The 15,858-nt window shown below is 46.0% G+C and carries 14 protein-coding genes; all 14 read right to left on the reverse strand.

Annotated features, from left to right (window positions below; translation table 11 throughout):
- Positions 1-41 precede the first annotated feature (41 nt).
- The 14 genes from QVE09_RS07215 to dapG all read right to left on the reverse strand — a co-directional run bounded on the left by QVE09_RS07215 (position 42) and on the right by dapG (position 15,629).
- Entirely contained in the window at positions 42-206 is a 165-nt protein-coding gene (locus tag QVE09_RS07215; protein ID WP_167350848.1) for a hypothetical protein, read from the reverse strand.
- Positions 207-279: 73 nt separating this feature from the next.
- Positions 280-1,329: a helix-turn-helix domain-containing protein gene (locus QVE09_RS07220; protein WP_315936296.1), complete on the reverse strand. Its 1,050-nt coding sequence runs from the start codon at positions 1,327-1,329 to the stop codon at positions 280-282.
- Between the two features lie 66 nt (positions 1,330-1,395).
- Positions 1,396-2,163, reverse strand: coding sequence for a DUF3388 domain-containing protein (locus QVE09_RS07225; RefSeq protein WP_036609270.1), 768 nt, complete (start codon positions 2,161-2,163; stop codon positions 1,396-1,398).
- Positions 2,164-2,360: 197 nt separating this feature from the next.
- Complete coding sequence (locus QVE09_RS07230; RefSeq protein ID WP_017689119.1) at positions 2,361-2,624, reverse strand: DUF3243 domain-containing protein; 264 nt, start codon at positions 2,622-2,624, stop codon at positions 2,361-2,363.
- Between the two features lie 162 nt (positions 2,625-2,786).
- Positions 2,787-3,557, reverse strand: coding sequence for an elongation factor P 5-aminopentanone reductase (gene ymfI, locus QVE09_RS07235; protein ID WP_026081137.1), 771 nt, complete (start codon positions 3,555-3,557; stop codon positions 2,787-2,789).
- 1 nt (position 3,558) lies between these two features.
- Complete coding sequence (gene yfmH, locus QVE09_RS07240; RefSeq protein WP_315936297.1) at positions 3,559-4,839, reverse strand: EF-P 5-aminopentanol modification-associated protein YfmH; 1,281 nt, start codon at positions 4,837-4,839, stop codon at positions 3,559-3,561.
- Between the two features lie 3 nt (positions 4,840-4,842).
- On the reverse strand, positions 4,843-6,123 hold the full coding sequence (gene yfmF, locus QVE09_RS07245; RefSeq protein WP_315936298.1) for an EF-P 5-aminopentanol modification-associated protein YfmF: 1,281 nt from the start codon (positions 6,121-6,123) through the stop codon (positions 4,843-4,845).
- Positions 6,124-6,249: 126 nt separating this feature from the next.
- Positions 6,250-7,077: a spore cortex-lytic enzyme gene (gene sleB / locus QVE09_RS07250; protein WP_315936299.1), complete on the reverse strand. Its 828-nt coding sequence runs from the start codon at positions 7,075-7,077 to the stop codon at positions 6,250-6,252.
- Between the two features lie 198 nt (positions 7,078-7,275).
- Positions 7,276-10,014 (reverse strand): FtsK/SpoIIIE family DNA translocase, encoded by a 2,739-nt coding sequence (locus QVE09_RS07255; RefSeq protein ID WP_315936300.1) that lies wholly within the window; start codon positions 10,012-10,014, stop codon positions 7,276-7,278.
- A gap of 90 nt (positions 10,015-10,104) precedes the next feature.
- Positions 10,105-10,335, reverse strand: coding sequence for a YlzJ-like family protein (locus QVE09_RS07260; RefSeq protein ID WP_036609282.1), 231 nt, complete (start codon positions 10,333-10,335; stop codon positions 10,105-10,107).
- Positions 10,332-11,105, reverse strand: a complete 774-nt coding sequence (locus QVE09_RS07265; protein WP_315936301.1) for a ClpP family protease — start codon at positions 11,103-11,105, stop codon at positions 10,332-10,334. The genes QVE09_RS07260 and QVE09_RS07265 overlap by 4 nt, the downstream gene beginning before the upstream one ends.
- Positions 11,106-11,327: 222 nt before the next feature.
- Positions 11,328-13,007 (reverse strand): ribonuclease J, encoded by a 1,680-nt coding sequence (locus QVE09_RS07270; RefSeq protein WP_062833839.1) that lies wholly within the window; start codon positions 13,005-13,007, stop codon positions 11,328-11,330.
- Positions 13,008-13,485: 478 nt separating this feature from the next.
- Positions 13,486-14,364, reverse strand: coding sequence for a 4-hydroxy-tetrahydrodipicolinate synthase (dapA, locus tag QVE09_RS07275; protein WP_315936302.1), 879 nt, complete (start codon positions 14,362-14,364; stop codon positions 13,486-13,488).
- A gap of 47 nt (positions 14,365-14,411) precedes the next feature.
- The gene (dapG, locus tag QVE09_RS07280) at positions 14,412-15,629 is read right to left on the reverse strand and encodes an aspartate kinase (protein WP_253433880.1); all 1,218 of its coding nucleotides are present in this window, start codon (positions 15,627-15,629) and stop codon (positions 14,412-14,414) included.
- Between the last annotated feature and the right edge of the window lie 229 nt (positions 15,630-15,858).

The following is a 15,858-nucleotide window of genomic DNA, read 5'->3' on the forward strand; positions in this document are numbered from 1 at the left end:
TTGAAGTGGCTGCCAAAAATGCTTGCTGGTCCAGCTTCCAACTAATAGCGGCTGCGGTTGGGCTGTCTGAACATATCGAGCACACCCAAAAGCACATGTGCAAGTCCAAAACCCAATATTCCGTAACCCCAAGCACTTGGAGTCAGGTAATAACCCAGGAGGCTGACAATGATCCCTAAACCCGTTACGATCCAGCTGACTGTCACAGCCATCCACCTCACTTCACCAAAAGTTAACTGCAAGTTAAGACACGATTATTGTCTCCTGCAGTTGACCCGGTTATTCGCTACCAGTGGTACCTCCTGAAGCGTCCGTTGATCCATTTTCAACACCTGTGGAAGAAGTAGCACTACTACTGTCTTCACCAAGCTTCAAACGGATCCGATTGGTCGCCTTGCCATCCGTTACAACTTGCCCGCCAACCTCAATCGTGGTCGCTGCAGCGTAACCGGACTTAATATACATGCCTGCACTATCAAGCTCAAAGGTGTAGCTGTCACCGTCGGCTGTGTTACCATACTCCAACTTTTCTCCGCTGGAGTTCTCGCCCTTATACACTTCCAGCCAGCTATGACCTGTGGCTTTGATCGTAACCGTTACAGGTTGCCCTGCACTTCCGTTAACTTTGAAGTTCGTAATATTTCCTGATTTCCCATCTTCTGCAACACTCACATTAGACGGTGAATTGTCAGTTGGTTCTTTCTCAGTTTCATCCGTCTGTCCGTCCGTTTGGCCATCAGTTTGACCGTCCGTCTGTCCTTCCGTGTCTGTACCGCCACCGTTACCACCAGCGTTGCCCTCACCAGTACCGTCAGTACCTGAATCTGTCGCAGGCGGATTAGATGCCTGTCCGTTGTCGGCAGGTTGATCCGGTTTGTCCTCAGGCTGTTGTTGACTGTCTGTAATTTTGACCTGATCAAGACCCGGATTATCTGATTCATCACCATTGTTATACACCACGTATACATACAACAGTACTACAATCAAAACAGGGAATGTCCACATCAGCGCGACAGACATCCACCGATTACTACGCTCAACCGGACGGCTGGAACGCTTCTGAATAACCGGTTCCATCGTTGCTTCCGTCTCTTCTGCCGGTACGTCTTTTTTGTGTCCCTCCAGCAGCTCATCAGGGTTCAGTCCCACGGTCTCCGCATAGGTTTTAATGAAAGCACGCACATAGAAGCTGCCCGGCAGCACTTTATAGTCTCCTGCTTCTATGGCCTCCAGATACCTCTTGCGAATTTTTGTCATTTCCTGTACATCGTCAAGACTCATCCCTTTTTGCAGCCGGGCCTCCCTTAACTGCTGACCCAGTTCAGACATGCCATCTCCTCCTTATGTTTATCTCTTGAGTTGTTTCTAATCTATTTCATGATTCCGTACGGTTCCTTACAATTCGTCGGTGTAGCTAGCCGTAAACGTATCATAAATAATTTCTTCATTGGGAATGTTACGCAATTCAATAATAATATCAAAATCATTAAAATCATATTCAGATTCCTGTACAAAAATATCCGGATGTTCGATAACCTTTGTACTTGGCATTGACATAATATCCTGCAACAAATTGTAATGTCGCTCACTGGAACGAATCGTACTTACAATTCCATCAATGATGAAAACATTGTTTGGGTTCAATTCATCTTCGGACATTTGACTCCTTATCGTCTGACGAAGAAGTGTGGAGGAAACAAAAGTCCATCGCTTCATCGCACATACGCTGCCCGCAATAATGGATTCCGTTTTGCCAACACGAGGCATTCCGCGCAAACCAATGACCTGATTGCCTTCCCTCTTAAATACTTCACCCAAAAAGTCCACAAGTAACCCAAGTTCATCTCGTGTGAAACGAAATGTCTTGCGATCATCCGAGTCACGGTCAATGTATCTGCCATGACGCACGGCCAAAATATCCACCAATTTAGGTTGACGCAAAGCCGATACGGTGATGCTGTTGACTTTGCCAAGCATTTCACCAAGCAAACGGATTTTCTCATCATCATCCGATTCAAGCAGCATACCACGAGTTTTGCCTTCCACACCGTTAATGGTCAATATATTCACTTCAAGCATCCCCAGCATAGAGGCGATATCGCCTAACAAACCGGGTCTGTTCTTATGTATTTTATATTCCATATACCATTGTTTAGATTCCATTTCAACACCCCGTAATGCATTATTCCACATTATTCGACAGCAACAGAACGTGTCCACTGGACAACAATCTGAGACATCTTCTAAAAATGGGTCACGTTAATGATATATAAAATGAAAATGAATTACAAGAACAGCTCTGTAATCCGTTTGTAATCATTAGAGAAAAGCCCCCTTGCGGGAGCTCTTCATCTGTAATCTTATGCGTTTTGTTTGGCCAATTTGACCATCAGGCACGCAATCGTACGACGCTCATCTGCATCGCCGACATCCCATAACTCTTTCAATGCCCGGTTGGAATGGTTCGCCGGATCGACTTTCTCATCAAGGAAGTCGCCGATTTCATACGCAAGTTTGTTGATGGTTTCTTCACTCATCCCCATCTTCTCTGCTTGCAGTACGCGGTCACCCAGGAACTTCTTCCATGTGTCAAAACTGGAGAGCACTGTTTTTTCTGTTGACATGATAAATCCTCCTTAGATGACGCATGAGATTTAAAATCAACAGTTGTAATATGTGCTTTCGAGACATTTTATATACGAGCATTTTGAAAATAATCGAGAAGACGGCTGCATCTCGGCGACTTTCACCTGTTTCGTTCATAGCCCGTCAAGTTTTTTGCTTTTTTACGTTAACCAACCGCCATTTGGACTGATAATCTGCCCATTGATATAACCCGATTCAGGGAGGGCCAGAAAATAAACCAGTGATGAGATTTCATCAGGTTGAGCAAGTCTTCCTGCCGGAATTTCCTCTTCCAGCATCTTCAGTTCACTCTGATCCAGATGGTTAAGCATGGATGTCTGAACGGCGCCAGGAGCAACGGCATTTACGGTTACTCCGGAAGGTGCGAGTTCTTTTGCAAGCGCTTTGGTGAATGCATTCACCCCACCCTTGGTTGTGGAATACAGCACCTCACAAGAAGCACCAGACAGTCCCCAGATCGACGATACATTAATGATTCGGCCATACCTTTGGGAGATCATGTGAGGCATCATTTCCTGTGTACACATAAACGTGCCTTTGAGGTTAATCGCCATCACTTCATCCCAGATCTCCTCTGTAACATCAGACAACATCCCATAGTGCGAGATTCCTGCATTGTTCACAAGGATATCTGGCATGAGATTGTGTGACTCCAGTTTCTCACGCATGCGCTCAATCTGTTCCCGGCTGCGAAGATCCGCAGACACGGTCATGATTTTCCCACTGCCCTGTTCCATGCACCGTCTGGCGGCTTCATTCGCTGCTTCATGCGATTTCATATAGTGTATAACAACATTCATTCCCACTCTGGCGAAGCGTTCTGCGATAGCCGCTCCGATGCCACCGCTTGCGCCAGTTACCAGTACAGTCATTTCCCCGATTGCCTTCAATTGTCCTGTTCCCCTCTCCATATCAAGGACTCACGACTAGCGATACAGCCAGTTGATCCCAGCGTATATGTTCTCTCAGTCTGAGATTAACATCTTCCAGTGTAATCGATTCATAGAGCGGGAGCATATTGAAAAAATCACCGCCACGGAATTGCTGACGTGTAAATTCATGCGCAATGTTCTCTGGTGAATTGAGCATACGCAAATATCCGCCTATTTTCTTTTTGCGTGCACGTTCAAAATCCGTAGATTCGAACCCTTGTTCTACAATGGCATCCACTTCTTCACGTATACGCGCGAGCAATTGATCCGGGTCTTTCGTATCGCCACCAATGGCTGAAAACGCGTATTGCGGCGAACTGTTATACTCATGTCCAAAGCTGTCCGAGATCAGATCTTCATCATAGAGTTTCTGAAATAATCGGGTGCTTGAGCCAAACAAAAGATCCATCATCAGCTGCGTTGTCATATCTCGCCGTAACAATTGTTCTCCAGTAAGTCCAAGGTCCGTCTCCTTGAATCCAAACAGACATTTGGGCAGTGAAACAGCCAGTTTTGCTTCCCGTCTGGCTTCTCCTACCTGCTCAGGCTCCGGTTCGAAGAAACGTTGAATACTCCCCTGTGGCTTATAATCCTTCTGTTTTTGGTTCGAACGAACCATATCAATCACTTCCTGTGGATCTACACCACCTACCACGAATAAAAGCATATTACTCGGGTGATAGAAGGTGTTATAACACTCATACAACATCTCTTTGGTAATCGTACGGATGGATTCCACCGTTCCTGCAATATCGATATGCACCGGATGTTTTTGATACATGGCTTCAATCAATCCAAAATAAACACGCCAGTCCGGATTATCAGCATACATGTCAATTTCCTGTCCAATAATGCCTTTTTCCTTTTCCACATTTTGATCCGTGAAGTAAGGATTTTGCACAAAGTCGACTAATGTTTGTATATTTTCATTCACATATTCGGTCGCTGAAAACAAATAAACCGTCTGATCAAAGCTCGTAAATGCATTAGCTGAGGCACCGTGAGACGCAAATGTTGCAAAAATATCGCCTGTTGGTTCTTCAAACATTTTATGCTCCAGGAAATGAGCAATCCCATCCGGAACCTTCACTGCTTCCTGTCCTTCAACCTGAAAATGATTATCCACCGATCCATACTTGGTTGCAAACGTAGCATACGTTTTCTGGAATCCCGGTTTAGGCAAAATATAGACATGCAGTCCGTTATCCATTACTTCGTAATATAGTGTCTCCTGCAAATGCTCATACCGAATGCTCTCCACCGATTATTCCTCCTTCTCGTCCCGCAAGAAATAAATCGTATCCAGGCGGAATTGTTCTGCCGCCTCACGCACATCTTCCTTGCTAATATGTTCTACTTGAGCCAACAGTTCTTCAGCCGTTCTTTCTTTGCCAGACAACTGTCGATTGAAGTCATAAGCGATCATCTCAAAAGCAGAATCCTGCATTTCCTTAAGCAGGTTACGAATCATCGCTTTGGTCTGGGACATTTCCAGGTCACTGATTGCACCGCTTTTCATTTCTTCCAACTGCTGCTTGATGATCGTGACGGCCTTCTCATAATTAGGGATTTCAATCCCGGATTGAATCGTTGCAATGCCCTTATGTCCGTCATATCGTGAAGACGCGTAATACGCCAGGCTTTCTTTTTCACGAACATTTACAAACAGTTTGGAATGAGGATAACCACCGAGAATCCCGTTGTACATTAGTGCTGCGGCATACTGAGGATCTCCATAAGTGATAGATGTGCGGAGTCCCATATTAAGTTTTCCCTGACTCACATTCAGTCGCTCAACAACGGTCTCTACTTCCTTATCTCCTCGAACCGCTGCCTGTGTCTGGTAATCGGAGGAGGACGTTCGATCTACATTGAAATGACGTTGAACAAGGTTCTCAACCTCTTCAAGTGTCGTATCCCCTACCACATACAGATCCATATTTGCCTGTTGCAGCCACTCCTGATAAGACGCAGTTAGTGTGTCAGGCTCAATCCCGGGCAGATCCTTTCGCTCACCCAGTGGGTGAAGACGGTACGGCTCGTTCTTGCACATCTCCTCAATACTGCGTTCAGCGGCATAGCGCATTTTATCATTCACGATGGATTCCAGCTTTTTACGAACAGTCTCTCGCTCCGCCTGCACATAAGACGTCCTGAAATGTCCATTTTCCTGTGCAGGTCGGGTAAGAACCTCTCCAAGAAAGGCAAATGAACGATCCAGTAGCTGCTCATCCCCTCCAACAAAGGAATCATTAATCGTATCCATCCGGAACTGTACAATCTGGTAATCCCCGCGTTTATAGACGTCAAAACCAAAACCTGCACCATACAGATGCTCCAGTTGCTCACGGAATTGCGTTGTTTCCGGATAGGACTCTGTGCCGCGTCGCAGAACAAAAGGTGTCAGCGCTACTTTGGTTACTGTATCTTCCCGTAAGGGAACTCCGGCATATAGCGATATAGCGAACGTTTTGAAACGTTTAGTCGGAAGCACATGTATACGAAACTCTCTCTTGCTACCTCGTTCGAATCCTGATGTATTCAAATGTCAAAACCCCTTTACGGCGTCATTTGTCATGCAATCGTATTAAACTAAACGTAACAACCATTTTAACCCATTCAAAAGGCAAGAAGCAACCGAAGTCACGCCTTCTGGTTGCTTCCAACATCATCACATACAAAAAATATGCTGTCCGATTGTTTTCACTTGTGGGCGGGTCCAGATCCATTTGGATGTTGCTGTCTTCGGGTTAAAATAATAGAGGCATCCACCGGACGGATCCCAACCATTCAGGGCCTGCTCAACTGCCTTTTTGGCTTGTGCGTTTGGTTCCAGATAGATCTGTCCATCCGCTACAGCCGTAAATGCCCCCGGCTGAAAAATTACACCAGAAGGTGTATTTGGAAAGCTTGGTGATTTTACGCGATTCAGTATCACGGCTGCTACTGCAACTTGACCTTCAAATGGCTCACCACGAGATTCCCCATATACAGCGTTAGCCATAATTTTGAGTTCATTCTCTGAGAGACCAAGTGCATTGGCAGATCCCATATTGTCTTGCTCTTTATCTGCCGTATTGTTGCCGCCTCCATCCCCACCTGAGGATTCCTTGTGTAGCGGCGGTTCTGTTGGCGACCATTTGGTTGACGCATTGTACAGCTTTAGCTTGGTCTCAGCTCCAACCACACCATCTGCCTTCATGCCAAACTCGGATTGAAACCATTTGACGGATTTCAGCGTGCTGCTGCCAAAATTACTGTCGATTTTACCATTGTAAAATCCCAGGTACTTCAGACGCCCCTGAAGCTCATATACATCCTGACCGTAACTTCCATATTTCACTGTATTGCTGCTAAACGTAGGCAAGGCCTTTTCTTCTACCTGCGGTGTACGCTCGGCTGAACTTTCAGTTGCTGTATTCCCAGGAAGCAAATAACGAATTCCCAATGCGGATATCAGCAAAATAGCAGTGAAAAGCCATAGGTTCATTTTTCGCATCGACTGTGCTCTACCTTTCTCTTGTGGGATTATCAGAATCGCTAAGGTTATTATGACAAGCCTGCTTGTTTCCTATGCACCAAATCATCCGATCTTTGGAGTAGATGGCAAAACTTCAGTCCGATGGGTTAGCAAAAAGCCCTCAACCAATAAGGTTGAGGGCTTCAACGATTCGTTATAACCATGTTACATGTTACACTACGAGCTTATTTTATTCTGTTGATACTGTTCAAGTGAGACCAATACTTCCCGTGGTTTACTACCCTCGTAAGGACCAATTACACCCCGGGCTTCCATGGAGTCAATTAAACGCGCTGCACGTGTGTAACCAACTCGCATGCGACGTTGCAACAGGGAGACTGAAGCTTGTTTTGCCTCCAAAATAATCTGTACAGCTTGCTCATATAACTCATCCTGTACTTCATCTGCTGCCTGAATGGAATCATCCACTTCGGGTACAATGGACTCATCATACTGCGCTTCACCTTGACCACGTACGTAGTTTACAATATTCTCGACTTCTTCATCGCTCATAAACGCACCTTGTACACGAACCGGTTTTGATGCGCCCATAGGCATGAACAACATGTCTCCACGACCCAGCAGCTTCTCAGCCCCACCCATATCCAGAATCGTTCGGGAATCAACTTGTGAGGATACGCCGAAGGCAATCCGCGATGGAATGTTAGCCTTGATTACCCCGGTAATAACGTCAACAGAAGGACGTTGTGTGGCAATAATCAGATGGATGCCGGCTGCACGAGCCATCTGAGCGAGTCGTGCAATGGCATCCTCCACATCTCCGGCTGCAACCATCATCAGATCTGCAAGCTCATCCACAATGACAACGATATAAGGTAGAACAGCTGCAGGATTATCTTTCATCAGATTATTGTAGCCCTCGACGTTACGCGTCCCTGATTTGGAGAACAGTTCATATCGTTTCTCCATCTCAACCACGATTTTTTTGAGAGCAAGTGACGCTCGTTTAGGATCAGTTACTACTGGTGCCATCAGATGCGGAATACCATTATATACGTTCAACTCAACCATCTTGGGATCGACCATCAGGAACTTCACTTCATCCGGCTTGGCCTTGTACAATATGCTGGTAATAATTCCATTAATACATACCGACTTACCGGAACCCGTAGCACCCGCGACCAGCAAATGGGGCATACGAGCCAAGTTACCAATAATCGTCTGTCCCGAGATATCTCGGCCAAATGCAATGGTCACTTTGGATTCTGCATCCTGGAACGTCGCTGTCTCCATTACCTCACGCATCGTTACAACTGACACCTCGCCATTAGGTACTTCGATACCAATAGCAGACTTTCCGGGAATCGGTGCTTCCATCCGAATATCTTTTGCCGCCAGAGCCAACGCGATATCATCAGTCAGGCTGACAATCCTGCTGACCTTGACACCAATATCAGGCTGGATTTCATACCTTGTAACAGCAGGCCCCCGAACCACTTCAAGTACTTTGGCACGAACACCGAAGCTTTCCAGTGTAGCTTCCAGCTTGCGTGCTGTCTGCATATAATCCTTCTGGTCACCCGCCTTGCCCCCATTGTTCGGCTTGGCAAGGAGACGGAATGATGGCAGCTTGTACGGCTTAGGAGGTGGCGGTGGTGGTTTCAACGGTTGTGCGTCCTGCCCTTCAGGAGTTGGAGTATCTGTTCCCTGCATTGCATCATTAGGTACTTCTTCTCCACTCTGAATCTCATCCGCAGCATTCATCCTGTCCGTACCCGCATCCGATGCAGACCACTCTGTTTCTACCAGTTCATCCGTTATTTTAATGGCATGCTCGCCCTGTTGCACTACGTTTGGATCGGCCAGATCATCCGGGAAAGGATAAGCATCGTCCAGATCATCGTCAATACTTGCCTCTTCTGCTCTGACGTGCTCAAAAAAGTCTCGAATGATCGGCGCTGAGTTAGGTTTAGCCTGAACAGGAACACGTGATGAAGTTGATTTGTTGGCTACGTCTTCGGTTGCATCCTGCCACGCCTCTACGTTGTGATCTTGTTCGGCACGGTATACAATCTGTTCTGTTTCTACCGAATCGACCTCATCCATTTCACGTCCAGATGTCGCCTGTTCCCGATTAGCTCCCCATTTTCCAAATAGTTGGAAGAATATTGGGGCTTTTCGTTTAGGCAGATGCTGTTCCTCTAATTCATCCTCATACTCGTCTTCATCATCTTCAACAGGAACAGGTACCGCTTTACGAGCGTTACCTTTTTTCCTGGCATCAGACGCTGAAGCAGAACGTACAGAGGGCCTCGACTCCAGCTTCTTGTACATCGAACTCCCGGCATCCCAAATCTTTGTACGGAATATTCGAATTAGATCCACATAAGATAGACTGGTAATCAGCATAAAACTGATGATAAACATAACAATCATGATGAGTCTCGCGCCAAGGCTGCCGAACAGCCACAGGAAAAGAGCAAATTGCCCAGCTCCGAGATAACCACCGCTGATATCCTTGTTAAGCATGGAGTCTCTCTCCCCTGGTGCAGCAGGGGTTAACAACTCGGTTTGCATATCATTATGTACCTGTGTAATCACAGCACCAGGCTCAAGCGCACCAACCGGAATGAGCTTCTGGTGCATTGCAGAGACGGTACTCATCAGGGTTAAGGCAAAGACCAGCAATACCAGTCCTGTTTTACGTGTGGTCCAACCACTCGGCCACTTCCGGTGAATCATCACCATGAGACCATAATAAATACCAACAAGTGGAATCGCAAAATAAAACTTACCAAGCATCAGTCCGAACATCTTGGAAAGCGAACGTCCAACGGTGGCTTCACCCGATAATGCAATTACAGCAAGGGTAATAAGCACAATCCCGTAAATTTCATATTTTAAAACGCCGCTAAAACCAGCGCCCTTTTTTTTCCTCTTTTTTCTTCTGGCCAAAATCAGGTCACCCCCAGAAGAATATTATACCATACAAATATAATCCGTACATATGTTCTTTTTCTGCTCAATTTGTCTGAATTCGTCGCGTTATGCTGATCCCAAGTTACCTGAAAGCGGAATGGTTGAACCGGGCATATTAGCAGGATTGAGATAGGCTTCAAGTGGACAATCCAGCAGGCGTACAATAACAGCTTCATTGTCATTTACAGGTCTCACCTGCATTAATAAACCATTCATCTTGATCTCCCTTGTATCTTCGCCCTCTTTCCACATTCCCGACCAGAGTTGTTCCGGGGGCATCACCGTATATAACGTCATTGGGTATAACCTCCCGCTTGCAGAGTCTGTCTCTTGTCTCCTATAAGCTGATTTAACTGAGCAATGGCTTGCCCAATTCCACCTACCGCATCCATCAATCCATATTTCACTGCATCTGCGCTTCCTACAGCTGTGCCGATGTCCCGATTCAACTCACCAGTCTTAAACATCAGTTCTTTGAACATCTCTTCAGAGATATTCGAATGAGAAGTCACGAACCGAACAACCCGTTCCTGCATTTTCTCCATATACTCAAACGTCTGAGGTACACCAATGACAAGGCCGTTCATACGAATCGGATGGATCGTCATCGTTGCACTTCCGGCAATCAGGGAATACGTTGAAGCTACAGCAATCGGTACTCCAATGCTATGCCCGCCTCCAATGACCACAGTAACCGTAGGTTTGCTCAGAGAAGCAATCATCTCTGCAATGGCCAGACCCGCTTCTACATCTCCACCTACCGTGTTCAAAATGATCAGAATACCTTCAATACGCTGATTCTGTTCTGCAGCCACCAGCTGTGGAATGATATGCTCATACTTTGTTGTTTTATTTTGTGGTGGCAAAATCAAATGCCCTTCGACCTGTCCAATAATGGTCATACAGAAAATATTCGATTCACCTGCCGGCGACTGTGTCTGCCCAAATTGCTGAATCGTCTCTGTCACGGGAGAGATGGCCTTTTCCTCCTGAATCGGGATCTCCGGTGCTTCAACCTCCGGTTGATTGGATCTTGATGCCTGCTTGCCATTCATACGTTCATTCATTTCATTAATCCCCTTCTCCAGAAACATTTAATGTATTTCCTTAGTATGGGGATTTTTCCAACCGCCTTATACCCGCTACATCAAATTGCTTCACATATTGATTCTATTGCCGATCTTCCTGAAAAACGCAAAAAAAGCCCCTTCTCTACGAGGAACCGTCCAATATTACTCGTAGAGAAGGGGCGACTGTGTGCCTGAATATATGTTTTTGTTTAGCCTATTTTAAACTTCCATAATGATTGGCAAAATCATCGGTCTACGACGAGTTTGCTCATACAGGAAGCGTCCAAGTGCATCTTTAACATTCGTTTTGAGTGAAGCCCACTCGTTAACGTTCTCACTCATCAACTTCTGCAATGTGCTGCTAACGATTCGGTTGGCCTCATCAAGAAGTCCTTCCGATTCACGTACATACACAAATCCACGAGAGATGATGTCAGGACCGGAAACAATTTTTCCATCCTGTTTGCTTAGTGTTACCACAACAACAAGGATACCATCTTGTGACAACAATTTGCGGTCACGCAGTACAATGTTACCCACATCGCCTACACCCAAGCCGTCGATCAACACGTTACCTGCAGTGACTTTACCTGCTCTACGTGCTGCTCCACCTTGAATTTCAATCACTTCACCGATGTCCGTGATGAAAATGTTTTCCGGTTCTACTCCTACAGATTCAGCAAGAACCGCGTGGCGACGCTGCATACGGAATTCACCGTGAATTGGCAAGAAGAATTTCGGTTTCATCAGGTTGAGCATCAGTTTCAGCTCTTCCTGGCTACCGTGACCAGATACGTGAACACCACTGTTAGCACCGCTGTAATGCACGTTAGCGCCCAGACGGAACAGTTCATCAATCGTACGGCCTACATATTTTTCATTACCTGGAACCGGTGTTGCTGCGATAATAACGGTGTCGCCTGGCAGGATGTCCACTTTACGGTGTGTGGAACGAGCCATACGTGTCAATGCTGACATCGGCTCGCCTTGACTTCCTGTGCAGAGAATCACGACACGATCAGCTGCCATCTTGCCTACTTCTTCAGGTTCAATGATCATGCCATCCGGAATCTCAAGGTAACCCAGTTCTGAAGCAATACCCACCACATTCACCATACTGCGTCCGATAACTGCAACTTTACGTCCAGTCACTTCTGCTGCGTTGATGACCTGTTGGATACGGTGTACGTTGGAAGCAAATGTCGCTACAACAACACGTTGACTAGCTTTACGGAAGATATCTTCCAGAACGATACCCACATTTTTCTCCGATGGTGTGAATCCAGGTTTCTCAGCGTTCGTACTGTCGGACAACAGCGCTAACACGCCATTTGTTCCGATCTGTGCCATACGCTGAAGATCTGCATATTGACCATTGACTGGAGTATGGTCGAATTTGAAGTCACCTGTGTGAACAACTGCACCTTCCGGTGTTTCGACACATACCCCAACAGAATCCGGAATACTATGGTTAGTAGCGAAAAACGATGCTTTCAATGCAGTTCCAAGTTGAATCTCGGAATCCGCATCAATCAGAATACGTTTTGTTTCACCCAGCAAATTCGCTTCTTTCAACTTGTTTTCTACAAGTCCAAGTGTAAGTCTTGTTCCGTATACAGGTACATTCAGATGTTTGAGAACATATGGCAGACCACCAATGTGATCCTCATGTCCGTGAGTAAGGATGATTCCTCTTACTTTGTCACGGTTCTCTGTCAGGTAAGAAATGTCAGGGATGACAATATCAATACCAAGCATATCTTCTTCCGGGAATTTAAGACCAGCATCTACGACTACAATGTCGTTGGCGTATTGGATGACGTACATATTTTTACCAATCTCGCCTACGCCGCCCAAAGCAAAAATCATCAGTTTATCGTTATTATTTTTCTTAGACAAATGAATCTAAACCTCCTATGGTAGTTGGACGTCGTACCTTATTATTTATTGTAAGTTAAGAAAAGTAGTCCATACATCACATACCCATCTATCGGGATGAATGCAAAAGAACACCTTTATTCACGATATTTGGAAGAAGTTCTTCGAAGTTATTCCCTTTTTACCAACAAGTTGGATTTGAAATTCCCTCTTAGCCGTTCCTTCCTTTTTCACCGCAAAGCTACACCACGAAACGATGTCGCTTTCAATTTCAAAAAAATACCGCACCCAGTCACTTGACATCATTATACATGATTAAAAACAAAAAAAACAAGTCACTCTCTCGTTAACCTGTAGGTTTCCCCTTAGCAGTGGAAAAGAAACCTCACATTACTCGTTAAAAAAAGAACCGCAACCTCTACGAAGAGGCGCGGTTCTTTTGCTGATCTGAAGGATATTCCCATGATTAATAAAATAGTGCCATATACAACCAAAATGATTACAAATTAAGCAGACCTTTGATATAATCCTGCTCCTCTTCCGTTGGAGGAATAAGGGGCAACCGTACGGAGCCAACGTCCAGACCACGCAATGTCAGCGCATATTTCACCGCTACCGGGTTCGGTAGAGGTTGTGGACAATCAAACAGGCCTTTAAACACAGGGAACAGCTGCTGATGAATCTGAGCAGCCTGAAGAGGTGCTCCGCCATAGAAGGCATCAATCATTTTCTTCATTTCTGCCCCTACGACATGACTGGCCACGCTGACAATTCCATGTGCTCCAACCGCAATCGCTGGTAAGCCTGAAGCATCATCACCGGAATAAACTCTGAAATGTTCTGGAGCACTTGCTGCAATCAGCGTAACCTGCTCCATAGACGCACATTCCTTCGTAGCGACGATATTAGGAATCTGTGCAAGACGAAGTGTTGTCGCTGCTGACAGGCTGGTTACTGTACGCCCAGGCACGTTATAGAGCATAATTGGCAGCTTGGTGGAGCCTGCAATCGCTTCAAAATGTCTGAACAAACCTTCTTGGCTTGGTTTGTTGTAATAAGGAACAACCAACAATATGCCATCCACTCCGGCACGTTCAGCTTCCTGTGTCAAATGGATGGAATGTGCCGTGTTATTGCTTCCCGTTCCGGCTATAATTTTGCACCGACCGGCCGCATGTTTCACTGCAAATTCGAATAATTGAACTTTCTCAGTATCACTAAGTGTTGGAGACTCCCCTGTTGTTCCGGAAACCACAAGCGTCTCCGACTTCTGATCTACAATTAGATAGTCGATTAGACGTGCCGTTTCCTCCCAATGAATCTCTCCTTGTTCATTGAACGGAGTGACCATTGCTGTAATCAATCTTCCAAAGTCCAATTCGATTCCTCCTTCAAAACAGGTTTGGCTCCTCTAACTTCAGTTAATTACAAATGAAGTTCGAATGAGGCATGAAGTGCCCTCAGGGCCTGAACCATATCTTCTTTTTTTACGAGTACCCAGATCGTTGTATTCGAATCTGCCGATTGCAGGATCTGAATGTCAGCCAGAGTCAAGGACTCGACGATTCGAGCCATAATTCCAGGTACACCATTAATACCTCCGCCAATGACGGACACTTTGGCACATCCGGAGAGGCTTTGTGGCTTGAGACCTATCTCCTGCAATACCTGTATGGCTTTCTCGGAATCACTGTCAAAAACCGTATAGACAACTCCCGAGGGGGTAACATTAATAAAATCAACGCTGATCGAATTCTCAGCCATGGTTTTGAACACTTTTAGTTGCAATCGATCTGCACCACCAGGCACATCCACCGTAATTTGCGTTACATTGCTCACGTAGGCGATACCTGTTACATAACGGTCAACAATGCCTGTCTGCACATCCCGAAATCCTTCCGGATGTGTAACCAGCGTTCCTTCCGTGTCTGCAAAAGTAGATCTCACCCGCACTGGAATCTGGGATTGCATGGCAATCTCGACCGCACGTGGATGAATTACCTTGGCCCCGTGGTGGGCCATATTACAGATCTCAGCATAACTCACAACAGTCAGCGGACGCGCATCCTCAACAATTCGTGGATCGGCAGTGAGTATCCCATTCACATCGGTGTAGATATCCACCATTTCAGCACGTAATGCTGCACCTAGAGCTGTTGCAGACGTATCACTTCCCCCACGACCCAATGTCGTGAAGTCTCCATTCTCCGTCTGACCCTGGAATCCGGTTACAATAACGACACGGCCGAGCTGAAGTTGCTCCAACACACGAACAGGACGGACATCCAATATCCGGGCATTCCCGAAATTGTCGTCCGTCACAAAACCTGCTTGTGCACCGGTCAGCACTGTAGTTGGAATGCCTTCATGTTCGAGTAAACTGCTTAAAGTTGTCGCAGATATGATTTCACCACAGCACAGCAGTAAATCCTTTTCGCGTGCGGATAGTGCGTTTCCGTTCTGTGCAGCCCAGTCCAGCAACGTATCGGTCGCATATGGCTCGCCGCGGCGCCCCATTGCAGACACAACGATGACTAGACTTAATCCTGCCTCAAGTTCACGTTTAACGTGACGGAGCACATGCTCTCTCGCCTGAACAGTGGAGAGAGACGTGCCTCCGAATTTCTGTACCATGATACGCATCTTTATTCCTCCATTTGTGTACGCAAGAAGACTGGACACGGGTCAAATCAACAAATGGATCACTCTAGGGAGCGTTCTGATGCGATAATTTCAGCATTTTATACGGCATTCCATGCCGCTCCTTGTTTTTTGTAATTGTCTGGGACAATCACAAATCAAAGGTGGCGGTTGTTATCGAGATCATGACGCATACATTCACAATAGACCTCTCCCGCTTGCTTAACCTTTA

Source organism: Paenibacillus sp. ClWae2A, assembly GCF_032452295.1.
Classification (GTDB): Bacteria; Bacillota; Bacilli; order Paenibacillales; family Paenibacillaceae; genus Paenibacillus.

Excerpts from the sequence above, each read along its gene's own strand:
- QVE09_RS07220 (WP_315936296.1), bottom strand. The coding sequence starts at position 1,329 with ATGTCTGAACTGGGTCAGCAGTTAAGGGAGGCCCGGCTGCAAAAAGGG.
- QVE09_RS07225 (WP_036609270.1), bottom strand. The coding sequence starts at position 2,163 with ATGGAATCTAAACAATGGTATATGGAATATAAAATACATAAGAACAGA.
- QVE09_RS07230 (WP_017689119.1), bottom strand. The coding sequence starts at position 2,624 with ATGTCAACAGAAAAAACAGTGCTCTCCAGTTTTGACACATGGAAGAAG.
- ymfI (WP_026081137.1), bottom strand. The coding sequence starts at position 3,557 with ATGGAGAGGGGAACAGGACAATTGAAGGCAATCGGGGAAATGACTGTA.
- sleB (WP_315936299.1), bottom strand. The coding sequence starts at position 7,077 with ATGCGAAAAATGAACCTATGGCTTTTCACTGCTATTTTGCTGATATCC.
- QVE09_RS07260 (WP_036609282.1), bottom strand. The coding sequence starts at position 10,335 with ATGACGTTATATACGGTGATGCCCCCGGAACAACTCTGGTCGGGAATG.
- QVE09_RS07265 (WP_315936301.1), bottom strand. The coding sequence starts at position 11,105 with ATGAATGAACGTATGAATGGCAAGCAGGCATCAAGATCCAATCAACCG.
- dapG (WP_253433880.1), bottom strand. The coding sequence starts at position 15,629 with ATGCGTATCATGGTACAGAAATTCGGAGGCACGTCTCTCTCCACTGTT.